Origin of the sequence: Pedobacter terrae, from assembly GCF_036946585.1 — a bacterium.
GTDB classification, from domain to species: Bacteria; Bacteroidota; Bacteroidia; order Sphingobacteriales; family Sphingobacteriaceae; genus Pedobacter; species Pedobacter terrae_C.
Map to the genome: position 1 here is coordinate 77617 of NZ_JAQIIV010000016.1, position 14012 is coordinate 91628.

Annotated in this window: 9 protein-coding genes; all 9 read left to right on the forward strand. The window is 39.2% G+C overall.

Annotated elements, in window-relative coordinates:
• Positions 1-484: 484 nt before the first annotated feature.
• The 9 genes from PGN18_RS17885 to PGN18_RS17925 all read left to right on the forward strand — a co-directional run bounded on the left by PGN18_RS17885 (position 485) and on the right by PGN18_RS17925 (position 13994).
• The gene (locus PGN18_RS17885) at positions 485-1882 is read left to right on the forward strand and encodes an aminopeptidase P family protein (protein WP_335320963.1); all 1398 of its coding nucleotides are present in this window, start codon (positions 485-487) and stop codon (positions 1880-1882) included.
• A gap of 581 nt (positions 1883-2463) precedes the next feature.
• Positions 2464-4134, forward strand: a complete 1671-nt coding sequence (locus PGN18_RS17890) for a M1 family metallopeptidase (protein WP_335320964.1) — start codon at positions 2464-2466, stop codon at positions 4132-4134.
• Between the two features lie 333 nt (positions 4135-4467).
• Positions 4468-5385, forward strand: coding sequence for a dihydrodipicolinate synthase family protein (locus PGN18_RS17895; protein WP_293782754.1), 918 nt, complete (start codon positions 4468-4470; stop codon positions 5383-5385).
• 14 nt (positions 5386-5399) lie between these two features.
• Positions 5400-6986: an aldehyde dehydrogenase (NADP(+)) gene (locus PGN18_RS17900; protein ID WP_335320965.1), complete on the forward strand. Its 1587-nt coding sequence runs from the start codon at positions 5400-5402 to the stop codon at positions 6984-6986.
• Entirely contained in the window at positions 6979-7980 is a 1002-nt protein-coding gene (locus PGN18_RS17905) for a 4-hydroxyproline epimerase (RefSeq protein WP_335320966.1), read from the forward strand. Before PGN18_RS17900 ends, PGN18_RS17905 begins: the two co-directional genes overlap by 8 nt.
• A 38-nt stretch (positions 7981-8018) precedes the next feature.
• Entirely contained in the window at positions 8019-9260 is a 1242-nt protein-coding gene (locus PGN18_RS17910) for an NAD(P)/FAD-dependent oxidoreductase (protein WP_335320967.1), read from the forward strand.
• A 478-nt stretch (positions 9261-9738) separates the two neighbouring features.
• Positions 9739-10641, forward strand: coding sequence for an AraC family transcriptional regulator (locus tag PGN18_RS17915; protein ID WP_335320968.1), 903 nt, complete (start codon positions 9739-9741; stop codon positions 10639-10641).
• A gap of 87 nt (positions 10642-10728) precedes the next feature.
• The gene (locus PGN18_RS17920) at positions 10729-12507 is read left to right on the forward strand and encodes a DUF885 family protein (RefSeq protein WP_335320969.1); all 1779 of its coding nucleotides are present in this window, start codon (positions 10729-10731) and stop codon (positions 12505-12507) included.
• A 41-nt stretch (positions 12508-12548) separates the two neighbouring features.
• A complete protein-coding gene (locus PGN18_RS17925) occupies positions 12549-13994 on the forward strand; it encodes an APC family permease (protein WP_335320970.1) in 1446 nt (481 codons plus the stop codon).
• Positions 13995-14012: the final 18 nt, after the last annotated feature.

Genomic DNA, 14012 nt, shown 5'->3' on the forward strand with positions numbered 1-14012 from the left:
TGTTTTAATGAGTGTTAAAAATTTAACATTTTCTTATTGAAAAGAAATAATAAGAAAATCTTATTTAAATTCATTGTATTTTGATTAACAGGATATTATAGGTATTACTTTTTAAAATAGTTTATAAATATAATCTATATCTTATGTAAATCAATTCATTAAATAATATATAGCCAGTTATTTATTGATTGAAAGGTTGTTGTATAATTTGTTTTTAACTTTATAAATACTTAAGTTAAATTTTATAATTATATAATTATCAAAAATATATATGATATATTTTTGATTTTATCTTTGTGATATCAATAAGTTAAGGTTAGTAAACAGATTTTACATTTCTATTTCGTTAAAATGAAATTTATTGTGACTTTTACCGCTGATCAATAGCTTATAATTTGCAGATATCTCTCGTATTTTAGCCATTATGTTTAATTATGAGTGAATAAAATTTAGCTTTTGGGATATTTGCTTTAACAAAAAAAATATGTTTGAAAAGAAAGTTTACCTCCAGAGAAGAGCAGCATTAAAATCAAAGATGAATTCAGGGATATTACTCTTTTTGGGTAATGATGAAAGCCCGATGAATTATAAAGATAATACTTACCATTTCAGACAGGATAGTACTTTTTTATATTATTTTGGCATCAGTGAACCATCTTTAGGTGCTATTATCGATGTGGATGAAGACAATACAATTCTTTTTGGCGATGAAATGGGAATTGATGATATTGTATGGATGGGCAGGCAGAAAACACTGGAAGAAAAAAGCCTGGATGCTGGTCTGAACAAAGTTCTGCCTTATGATCAACTGAGCAATTACTTAAAACAATACTTGGACAAAAAGCGTGAAGTTCATTTCTTACCTCCTTACCGCTCTGAAAATAAAATTAAATTGGCCAACTGGCTTGACCTACCTATCGATCAGCTTAAAGAAAAAGCATCAGTCAGCTTTATTAAGGCAGTAGTTGCACAACGCTCGATTAAAGCTGTTGAAGAAATAGAAGAGTTGGATCGCGCTGCAGCAATATCTGCTGATATTCATTTAATGGTGATGCAGCAGGCGACACCAGGTATGTATGAACGCGAACTGGCCGCTAAAATCCAAGGTGCTGCCTTGGCTTCTGGTGGTAATTTGGCCTACCCGGTGATTTTGACTGTGCGAGGAGAAATCCTACATAACCATTACCATGGCAACCAGCTTCAGGAAGGGCAACTGGTTTTAAACGATTCCGGTGTGGAAACTGCTTTAGGTTATGCTGGCGATCTTACCCGTACTTTTCCAGTAGGCAAGAAATTTACTCCCGAGCAAAAGGATGTGTATAATATTGTATTGAATGCTTATACGCATGGAAAAGATATGCTGGCACCGGGTGTGAGGTATTTAGATGTGCATTTGGCATCTTGTAAAATGTTGGCACAAGGTTTAAAAGATATTGGTCTGATGAAAGGTAATATAGAAGATGCCGTGCAGGCGGGTGCGCATGCCATGTTCTTTCAATGCGGCACAGGGCATATGATGGGCTTAGACGTACACGATATGGAAGATTTAGGTGAGCAATACGTAGGTTATACAAATGAGCTGACTAAAAATAGCACCCAGTTCGGATTAAAATCGCTCAGATTGGGCAAGGCGCTGGAACCGGGGTATGTATTAACCGTGGAACCGGGTGTTTATATCATCCCGGAACTAATAGATCGCTGGAAGGCCACTAATCAGTTTGCCGAATTTATTAACTACGATAAATTGGAGCAGTTTAGAAACTTTACCGGCATCAGGGTAGAAGACGATTTTCTGGTTACCGAAAATGGAAGCCGGATGTTGGGAAAACATTTGGCCATCACTACGGATGAAATAGAATCGGTTAGAAGCGGAGTTTATTAGTGCGATGTTTATTTATTGATTTAAGAGATAAATCGTAAAAAGCGTCATTTTAAGTATCAATTTATTTTATAAAATCGATATAAATAAAAGTGGGATTTAATATTGTAAATCGCCCGAAGAAATCGTCATTGCGAGAAGGCTTTTTCGGCCGACAAAGCAATCTTTATAGAAAGGGGCGTTTGCAAGAAAGATTGCCAGCCTGTTGCCGGCAGGCTTCGTCGTTCCTCCTCGCAACGACGACATTTTTTAAGCATCAATGGTAACGGAGCTGGGAGGTATTTGTTGTGGATTTATCAATCTCAATAAGTATTCAACTAACAAAGATTGACCTTCGCAATGCTTAGCTTAATGATATTGTAGCTAATCCTATAATGCCAGGAACAGTAGACTGGTGCATTGAATGGAAACCGGATGTTTGCAGAAACCAGGTTAATTAAACCCCGCCCTCAACAGGCAGATAACAGAAAGGATGCTCCCCATTCTTAATCGAAGCAAGAGGGATAGCAGGGAAACCGTAACCTATAAAAGCTGAAAGTGCTTTCAAATTATTAATACGCTATTAAAAATAACCAGCAAAAAAAATGAAAAAAATAATCTCCTTAACCCTACTATTCTCAACATTTGGTATGCTGCTTTTTGCGCAATCAGCAAAGAAGGTTTATACACTGGCCGATACCTTAAGGGGAAGCTTAAATGCCGAACGGACCTGGTGGGATGTACAACGTTACGAACTTGCTGTTAAGCCTGATTACAATGATAAGAGCATCATCGGCTCAAATAAAATTGTTTATAAAGTTGTGCAGCAAAATAACGGCAATACGCGTATGCAGATCGATTTGCAGGAGCCATTAATTATTGATAGTGTTTTGTATAACGGCGGTTCAAAGTTAAAATTCGAACATGTTGGCAGTGTCTGGTATATAAACGTCCCGGCACAAAAATTATCGGCATTAAACAACGTAAATATTTTTTACCATGGAAAGGTTCATCAGGCCAAAAGAGCGCCTTGGGATGGTGGTTTTATTTTTACTACCGATTCGCTCTCCCGGCCGTGGATGACAGTGGCCTGCCAGGGTTTAGGTGCTTCGGTTTGGTACCCAAATAAGGATCATCAAAGCGACGAACCTAATCTGGGGGCATCCTTAACCATGACCGTTCCTGATACATTGGTAGCAATAGGTAATGGCCGCCTGGTGTTTAAAAAAGATAACCATGATGGCACTACGACTTATCAGTACAATGTTAAAAACCCGATTAGTAACTATTGCATTATTCCTTACATCGGCAAATATGTAAATTTTAAGGAGAAATACGCAGGTGAAAAGGGCGCGCTTGATGTAAATTATTGGGTACTTGATTATAACTATGCAAAAGCGAAAACCTATATGCCCGATCAGGTGCATAAAATGATGAAAAGTATGGAATACTGGTTCGGACCATATCCTTTTTATGAAGATGGTTATCAGTTGATCGATGCTTCGCATACAGGTATGGAACATCAATCTGCAGTTTCTTATGGCAATGGTTATAAGTTCGGCTATCGCGGTAGAGATATGTCTGGAAACGGTTGGGGTTTGAAATGGGATTTTATTATCATTCACGAGAGTGGGCATGAATGGTTTGGCAACAATATTACCAGCAATGACCTGGCCGATATGTGGGTACACGAAGGATTTACGAACTACAGTGAAACACTTTTTGTAGACTATACTTTTGGTACCAACGCTGGGAACGAATACAATTTCGGTATTAGAAAAGGCATCAGAAATGATATCCCGATTATTCCTGCCTATGGTGTGAATGCGCAGGGCAGTGGCGATATGTATCCGAAAGGAGGCAATATGCTGCATTCCATCAGACATAGTTTAAATAACGATCCACTTTTTAGATCCATCTTGCGTGGACTTAACCAAACTTTTTATCATCAAACGGTAAACACTGCACAGATTGAAAATTATATTTCTAAAAAAGCTGGTTTTAATTTTTCAAAGGTTTTTGATCAATATCTACGTACGGTGCAGGTTCCGGTATTCGAATATTATATTAAAGATGGCAAAGCTTTTTACCGGTATAGCAACTGTGTTAAAGGTTTCAATCTACCTCTAAGTCTTAAAAAAGAAGGTGTTAAAACGCTAAAAATTATTCCTACTCAAAATTGGCAGCAGGTTACGTTGGCCCAAGGGCAGGATGTGCTCTTTACAAAATCGGGTATTGAATTTATGTATTACCTTCAGGTGAGAAACACGAAATAAATTATGGTGAAACAGAATTCGTAGGAAGATTTTTCTATCTGGTTGATTTTAAAGGTATTCTTATTTTGGAGAATGCCTTTTTTTATGGTTGCTAATTTCTTTTACAATTACTTAAGGCTTTTTTTGGACCAAATCTGTCCGATTGATTGGCGTATTTACGACCATTATCGGTTAAAATACAACAATACCACTACAGGGCAATTTCCTAACTTTGAATATCGTTTAAAAGATTCAACTTAGCGATTCTGATTGAATGATTCTTGCCTATGAACCCCTGGTTTATGAAAATGGCGAGATTAATTTTTAAAATATTTATCAAAACATAACATTACAATGAGTATCAAATGGACTGGGGTTTTCCCGGCTGTAACCACTAAATTTACAGCAAACGATGAGTTAGATTTTCCAGCTTTCGATTTAAATATCGAAGCGCAACTAGAAGCAGGTGCTGAAGGAATTATATTGGGTGGATCGCTTGGTGAAGCCAGTGTATTAACCGATGAAGAAAAGTTTGGTTTGTTATCACATACTTTAACCGTAGTAAATGGTCGCGTTCCGGTTTTATTGAACATTGCAGAATCAACTACAAAAAAAGCAATCGAAGTTGCTAAAAAAGCAGAATCGCTTGGTGCGCAAGGTTTAATGTTGTTGCCGCCAATGCGCTATAATGCTGCTCCGGATGAAACTTTAGCCTTTTTTGGTGCTATTGCTGAAAGCACAAGCCTACCAATTATGATTTACAACAATCCTGTTGATTATAAAATCGAGGTGACCTTAGATATGTTTGAGGTTTTAACCAAGTACGATAACATTCAGGCCATCAAAGAGTCAACAAGAGATGTATCTAATGTAACCAGATTAATCAACCGTTTTGGCGACCGTTTTAAAATCTTTACCGGAGTAGATCCATTAGCGATGGAAAGCATTGTGATGGGTGCGCATGGATGGGTTGCAGGTCTAGTTGATGCTTTCCCAAGAGAAACCGTTGCCATTTTCAGATTGGTTAAAGAAAACCGCATTGCGGAAGCACTGAAAATTTACCGTTGGTTTTTGCCAGTACTTGAGTTGGATATTCATGCAAAATTGGTACAATACATTAAATTAGCAGAAGTTGCCACAGGATTAGGAACTGAAGCCGTTCGTGCCCCACGTTTACCGTTAAGTGGCGCTGAAAGAGAAAAAGTATTGAAAATTATTAACGATGCATTAGCTGTTCGTCCGGAATTACCTGCTGGTAGTTGGGGCAAATAGTTTAAAAACCAAATATGAACGGAAAAAATATTGTAGCCAGCACTTATATTGAAGTTAATGAAAAAAGCCTTAAAGCTGTTAATCCCGCAACGGGATTAACGCTTGATGGTGAATTTTTTAAAGCTAATGAAAAACTTGTTGATGATGCATTAGCAGCAGCGACATTGGCTTTCCAAAGCTATAGAAACTTAAACAAAGATTTAAAAGCCGCTTTTTTAAATGCTATTGCAGATGAAATTGCTAATCTTGGCGAAGAACTCGTAAACAGGGCTTCTGCAGAAAGTGGTTTACCCTTAGCCCGTTTACAGGGAGAATTGGGCAGAACCACAGGACAATTAAGGTTATTCGCTAATTTGGTTGCAGAAGGCTCTTGGGTTGATGCCATTATTGATACGGCATTACCTGACAGACAGCCTTTGCCGCGGCCAGATATCAGGCGGATGTTAATCCCAATCGGACCGGTGGTCGTTTTTGGTGCAAGCAACTTTCCGCTTGCTTTTTCTGTTGCTGGTGGCGATACCGCATCAGCACTAGCGTCTGGTTGTCCTGTTGTAGTGAAAGCACATCCTGCACATTACGGAACCAGTGCTTTGGTAGGAGGTGCCATTATAAAAGCCGCAGAAAAAACGGGAATGCCAAAAGGTGTTTTCTCCTTGTTGTATGATGATGGTTATACCATTGGTGCTGGCCTGGTTCAGCATCCTTTAACTAAAGCAGTAACTTTCACAGGTTCTTTTAAAGGCGGTATGGCCCTAATTGATTTGGCTCAACAGCGCGCGCAGCCGATTCCGGTTTTTGCCGAAATGGGCAGTATTAATCCGGTAATTTTTCTGCCCTTAGCGATAGAAAATCAGGCAGAAGAACTGGCTAAAAAATATGCTGGGTCTATTACCCTGGGTGCGGGTCAGTTTTGTACAAATCCAGGTTTATTGCTAGCGATACAATCGACTGCATTAGAAAATTTTAAAGTCGCTTTAAAAGAGGCCATTTCAACCATTCCATCAGCAACAATGCTTACCGAAGGAATTGCCGATAATTATGGTAAACTTTCTGCAGAAGTTGTAAATGAAGACGGAGTTGTACTTTTATCGGCTTCAACGGTGAAAAATACGGAACTTCAAAATCAATCAGAGGCGAAAGTTGCTCAGGTGAGTGCAACCGATTTTATTAAAAATCCGAAACTTCGCGAAGAAATTTTCGGTCCATATTCGTTATTGGTTGTTGCCCGGGATAGTACCGAACTGGAGCAGGCGATTGAAGTGCTGGAGGGTCAACTTACCGTTACCTTAATGGCCGAAAAGCAGGAGCTTAAACAATACCAGAATTTAGTAAACAAATTGACGGATAAAACTGGAAGAATTATATTGAATGGTGTGCCTACAGGTGTAGAAGTGTGTGCAGCCATGCAACATGGTGGGCCATTCCCGGCTACTAACGACAGTCGTTTTACTTCTGTTGGTTCTACCGCAATTTATCGCTTTGTTAGGCCCTTGGCTTATCAGGATTGGGAGCAGGAATTATTGCCAGATGAATTGAAAGATGGTAATCCATTGGGTATTTTCAGAATGATCAATCAAAAATTAACGCAATCTCATGAGTAAAACTTTTTTTTGTGTAGATGCACATACCTGCGGAAATCCGGTAAGGTTAGTTGCAGGTGGAGGTCCTCAGCTTATTGGCTCGAATATGAGCGAAAAGCGCCAGCATTTTCTGAAAGAATTTGATTGGATCAGAAAGGGACTGATGTTTGAACCACGTGGACATGATATGATGTCGGGTAGCATTCTTTACCCGCCTCACGATCCGGCCAATGATGTAGCGGTACTTTTTATCGAAACAAGTGGCTGCCTCCCGATGTGTGGGCACGGTACCATCGGTACCATTACCATTGCTATCGAGGAAGGACTTATCCAACCGAAAATACCGGGACAGATCAGAATGGAGGCACCTGCCGGATTAGTTTTGATTGAATACAAGCAGGAAGGAAAAAAAGTAAAGTCGGTTAAATTAAGAAATGTAGCATCTTATCTGGCTGCTGAAAATCTCGAGGTTGAATGCCCTGATTTAGGAAGGCTTACTTTTGATGTGGCCTACGGTGGAAATTTCTATGCCATCGTAGATCCGCAGGAGAATTTCCCGGGATTGGAAAACTATAGTGCTTCGCAGTTGATTAGCTGGAGCCAGATCATTAGAAAACGCATTAATGAACTTTATAGCTTTGTGCATCCACAAGATCCAACGATAAATGGCTGTAGCCATATATTATGGACAGGAAAAACCATAGACCCGACATCAACTGCCCGGAATGCGGTTTTTTATGGTGATAAAGCCATTGATCGTTCACCATGCGGAACAGGTACTTCTGCCCGTTTGGCACAGTGGTTTGCCAAAGGGAAACTAAAACAAGGAGAGGATTTTATCCATGAAAGTTTTATTGGCAGTAAGTTTATTGGTAAAGTAGAAGAAGTGGTAGACCTGAACGGAATTAAGGCCATTATACCGAGTGTTGAAGGCTGGGCAAAAGTTTATGGCTACAATACCATTAAAATCGATCCCGAAGATGATCCATATGCATATGGGTTTCAGGTGATTTAAAGAGTAAAAAAAGAATATCAGCAGTATAAGTTAAAAGTATGTCGAAAGTATTAATTATAGGTGGTGGAATAGTAGGTCTAACTTCAGCATATTATTTGCAAAAAAGGGGCTATGAAGTAACAATTTTGGATAAGGGAGATATCACCGACAACTGCTCATTTGGTAATGCAGGCATGATTGTACCAAGCCATTTCGTTCCTTTGGCAGCGCCAGGGATGATACAGCAGGGTATCCGTTGGATGTTCGATAGCAAAAGTCCTTTTTATGTGCGCCCTTCGTTAAATACAAATCTCGTTAGTTGGGGTTTAAAGTTTATGAAACACGCCACGGCAAAACATGTAAGCCAGGCGGCAGTGCCCTTACGCGATTTATCTCTGCTGAGCAAAAAACTATATGAAGGCTTGGCGAAAGAGCCTGATTTTGATTTTGAGTTAACTAAAAATGGTATTCTGGCATTTTATAAAACGGAAAAAGCAGGGGAAGAGGAAGCACATTTGGCTGAAAGGGCAATAGCCCTTGGTTTGGATATGGCTGTACTTACTGCCGATGAATGTCGCTCTTTACAGCCAGATTTAAAATTAGATGTTTTGGGAGCGGTACACTATCGTTGCGATGCGCATCTTTACCCAACAAAATTGATGGATGCCTTGCTCAAATATCTCGTAAATAATGGCGTTAATATACAGCGTAACAAAGAAGTTGATAGAATTGAAACTTCAGGTAATCGCATTACGAAAGTTTTTACAGGTAATACGGCCTGGGAAGCAGATGAATATATTTTAGCGGCTGGTTCCTGGTCGCCTGCAGTGGCCAAAATGGCCGATCTTAAAATATCTTTAATGCCAGGAAAGGGCTATTCGTTTATGGAGCCCGAACCCCAGCAGCGTGTAACGATCCCTGCATTGTTGTGTGAAGCCAGAGTGGCCATCACCCCAATGAACGGTCAGATCAGATACGGTGGTACCATGGAATTAGATAAAATTAATACCCGTATTAATATGCAAAGGGTTAAAGGGATTGTTGAATCGGTTCCTGCATATTTTCCTGACTTAAAACCTGCAGTTCCTTTAGAAAAAGATATCTGGTACGGTTTCCGTCCTTCATCACCTGATGGTTTACCATACATTGGCCGATGCAAAAAAAGAGAAAATCTGATCATCGCTACCGGTCATGGAATGATGGGCTTAAGTTTAGGACCTGCAACAGGTTTGTTGGTTAGCCAGATTGTTTCGGGCATAACTACTGACCTAAAAATGGAACCATACGCATTGGTTCGATAATTTAATTAAATGATTTCTGTTTGTGGGGATTAAAAATTTACGTTAGCTGGGATTTTTATACCAACTTTAACTTAGGTCCGGATTGCAATCCAGACCAGCATTTAATTTATGTTAGTCGGGATTTACAATCCCGTCTTATACTCATTCTTATCTATAGATTACAAATCCAAAAAGCGTAGGCCGAGATTATAAATCCAGACCAGCCATTCAGCTAGTTTATGTTAGTCGGGATTTGCAATCCCGATCAGTATATCCATTTGAGATTCCTGTTTCTTCTTCGCTTCTCCTGTAAAGTATGGCTTATACTCCTGTTAACTAGGTTTGTAGTAATCGCTTAACAGCGAAATTGCTGTTAAAATCCGTCATATTTTATCAAATTATAGCAGTATTTTAACCTTGTTTGGATTTTATTGGTTTATTTGAGTTAATATTTATATATTCAATTCATAATCAGCAACCAAACATAACTAACTGGATTATGAAAGTATTACCATTCACCATGCTTGTTCCCGACGACAAAAGTGTGATATCGGAACAAATTGAATCTCCTTATTTTTATCAATACCTGCACCGCCACGATGAATGGCAGATTACGTATATAGAAAAAGGCGAGGGGACATTAATTGCAGGAAATGACATGCATGCCTTTAGGCCGGGAGATGTTTTTTTAATTGGGGCCAAACTTCCCCATCTATTTAAAAGTAATCCCGAATATTTTGCTATCGATAGCAATAAAACCATTAAAGCATGTTCTATTTACTTTAATCCAAACGGTATTTTAGCTGCGCTATTTAATCTTCCCGAAATGAAGCTGGCTAGTGCTTTTTTAGCTAAAAACAAGCATGGTTTCAAAGTTCCGGCTGCATTTACTAAAAACATCGTAGGCAAAATGCTCAATGTGCATCAGGCCGCAGGGGTTGATGTCTTGTTCAACTTTCTAAAAATGGTTAACAGTCTTCAGGATTTAAATGAAAATGTCGAGCCGTTATGCTCTGATATGTATTCTTCTAACGTAACCGAAAATGAAGGTATGCGTTTAAGTAAGATCATTAATTTTATCACAGAAAATTACAATAGTCAAATTTCATTAGAAGATGTAGCCAATGCTGCGTTTATGACGCCACAGGCTTTTTGCAGGTATTTTAAAAAACATACCGGCCATACCTTCGTATCATTTTTAAACGAGGTGAGAATTAACGATGCCTGCAAAAGTCTGATATCAGGAGAAAAAGCCGATTGCATTTCAGGTGTAGCTTATAAAGCTGGTTTTAATAGCATTACCAATTTTAACAGGGTATTTAAAAGTATCATAGGCCAATCACCACGAGCATACATCGATACTTATAATAATGTAAGCAGGGTAAGCTATATAGGCGCCTAATCAAAGACAAACATTTTTTTCTAATAATTTAGCTAACCATTTTTTCAAATGGAAGTAAATGCTATTTGCCTGTTTTAACCAAACCAAATGCCTGATAAATTAAGTTTTTTTGCCTTTTTTTTTATGTTGGGTCTGTTCTCTGGCCCTTTTGCATCTGCCCAAACTTCAAAAGAAAGTTTATACGAACAAACCAGTGAAATGGGTACGATGATAGTAGGTTACGAGCGAGATGTTGATGCGATTAATGATTTCCACTATCCTTATTCCGCTGGAAGTACTTATTCCTATCCGATGACTACGTTTAAAAGTCCAGCGCAAAGAAAACGCCTGCAGGATCTTAATCATGATTACTTAAGCAAGTTAAAAACTTCCCAATTTGAAAGCTTTAGCATTTATGGCAAGGTAGATTATATTCTCCTTAAAAAACAGATCGAATCATCAGTGTGGCTTTTAACTAAAGAAGAGTCAGATTATAATGCCCTATCAAAGTATTTTCCTTTCGCTGATGCGATTTATGCGTTTGAAAATTTAAGAAGGAGAGGCACCTATAGAGATGGTGCTTTGTTGGCTTCCGGCATAGAAACAATTGCGAAACAAGTTGATTCCTTAAGTTTAAATTTCAAGAAAGGAAACTTAAAACCTGATCAGCTTAAAATGGCAGCAGCCATCTCCATGAGTTTGAAACAGCGTTTAAAAGGTTTTTACCAATTTTATATGGATTACGAGCCGGGTTTCACCTGGTGGGTGCCTAAACCTTACGAAAAGTTGGACCTTGCTTTGGCCAATTATGCTAAACTTTTTAATGATGATGGGGAAGCTGTTCTTACTGTAAAATCAATTAAACCAGAAATTAAAGGAAACCCGATTGGAAGAGAAGAACTCATCAGGCAATTAAATGCCGAGCTTATTCCCTATACACCCGAAGAACTGATCAAACTTGCCGAAAAAGAATTCAAGTTTTGCGACGAAGAGCTTTTAAAGGCATCAGCTGCTATGGGTTTTGGCAACGACTGGAAAAAAGCGCAGGAAAAAATCAAAAATAGCTATGTGCCATTGGGTAAACAGCCAGAGTTGATCGTAAAACTGCAGGATGATGCCCTCAATTTTATCAAAGCCAATGATTTAATCAATATCCCGGCACTTGCCGAAGAAACATGGGGTATGGTCATGATGTCGGCCGAAAGGCAGTTGGTGAATCCTTTTTTTACCGGTGGACGTGAAATCAGCATTTCTTATCCAACCAATACGATGGAAGAAGATGATAAGTTGATGAGTATGCGGGGCAACAACCCCTATTTTTCAAGGGGAACGGTGCAGCATGAACTTTTACCGGGCCACCATTATCAGTATTTTATGAATAGCCGTTATAAAAGTTATCGCGATCCTTTTCAAACTCCTTTTAGTGTAGAAGGCTGGCCCTTATATTGGGAACTTTTGCTTTACGATAAAGGTTTTGCCAAAACACCAGAGGAAAAAATGGGCATGCTTTTCTGGCGGATGCACCGTTGTGCCAGGATTTTGTTTTCGCTGAACTTTCATCTGGGCAGGTGGAACCCTCAGCAGTGCGTCGACTTTCTGGTCGACCGTGTAGGGCACGAACGGGCCAATGCAGAAGGTGAAGTACGCCGATCTTTCAAGGGTGATTATAGCCCTTTATACCAGGTGGCTTACCTTACCGGCGGTCTTCAGCTTTTTGCACTCAAAAAAGAACTGGTAGATAGTGGCAAAATGAGCTTTAAGGATTTTCACGATGCCATAATTAAACAAAATTTAATCCCCATAGAAATGATCAGGGCTACCTTAATCAATCAGCCCTTAACCCGCGATTTCAAAACATCATGGCATTTTTACGATCAACCTAAATAGATAAACCAAAACCAACCTTCTAACCACCAAGCAAACACAATATGACTGAAAAAGAAACCACGCAATTTAAACCCTCGCTTAAACTGATGGATGCAACCATGCTTGTAGCCGGAAGTATGATTGGATCGGGTATTTTTATTGTTAGCGCCGATATTACCCGAAATGTAGGAAGCTCGGGCTGGCTATTAGTGGTTTGGCTGATTACAGGCTTTATGACGCTAACGGCTGCATTGAGTTATGGTGAACTAAGTGCTATGTTCCCAAAAGCAGGTGGACAATATATTTATTTAAAGGAAGCCTACAACCCCTTAATCAGTTTCCTATATGGCTGGAGTTTTTTTACAGTCATTCAGACGGCAACTATTGCCGCAGTAGGTGTCGCGTTTGCCAAATTTACCGCTTATCTCATACCCGCATTAAGTGAAGATTTAGTTGCTATTGATTTAGGCTTTTTTACCATCTCGCCGGCACAGCTCCTGGCTATTGGCGTAATTATTTTACTTACCTATATCAACAATAGGGGGGTAAATGGCGGTAAAGTTATTCAAACTACCTTTACGGTGGCCAAGTTGTTAAGTTTGTTTGGTCTGATCGCTTTTGGATTGTTCTTTCTGAATAAGGGAATCTGGAAAACCAACTGGGAAAATATGTGGGCTTTAGGGCCATTATCTGCAGATAGAAGTATTGGTTCTTACACCACTTTGGCAGCTTTCGGTGCCATAGCTGCCGCAATGGTAGGTTCGATATTCAGTAGTGATTCCTGGCACAACGTTACCTTTATTGCCGGCGAAATTAAAAACCCTGCACGTAATATTGGTTTAAGTTTGGCCTTAGGAACCATTATCGTAACCATACTCTATCTCCTAACCAATGTAATGTACACCGGAGTGCTTTCATTACAAGATATTGCCCATGCAGATAAAGACCGTGTGGCCGTTTCTGCTGCCAACCATATTTTTGGTACGGCTGGAACTTTCATTATCGCTTTAATGATTATGGTTTCAACCTTCGGCTGCAATAATGGTTTAATTATGGCTGGTGCCAGGGTATATTATTCCATGGCTAAAGATGGACTTTTTTTTAAAAAAGTGGGTACACTCAATGAAAACGCAGTTCCTGGATTTGGATTATGGATACAATGCATTTTTGCCTGTTTGTGGTGCATTAGCGGAAAATATGGCGACTTGCTGGATATGATCTCATTTGTGGTGGTGATGTTCTATATGCTTACCATTTTCGGGATTTTTATCCTTCGTAAAAAACGCCCTGATGCCAATAGACCTTACAAAGCCTTTGGCTACCCGGTGTTGCCAATCATCTATATCCTAATGGGACTTGCCTTTTGCATACTACTGATCATTTTTAAACCCAAATTTACCTGGCCGGGGTTAATCATCACTTTAATTGGGATCCCGGTTTATTATCTGATTAAAGTTGGTGTAGCACGTCAGGAATTGAAAACGAAAGATCCGATTGTAAACGGTTAAAATATGAATGTTATCCAT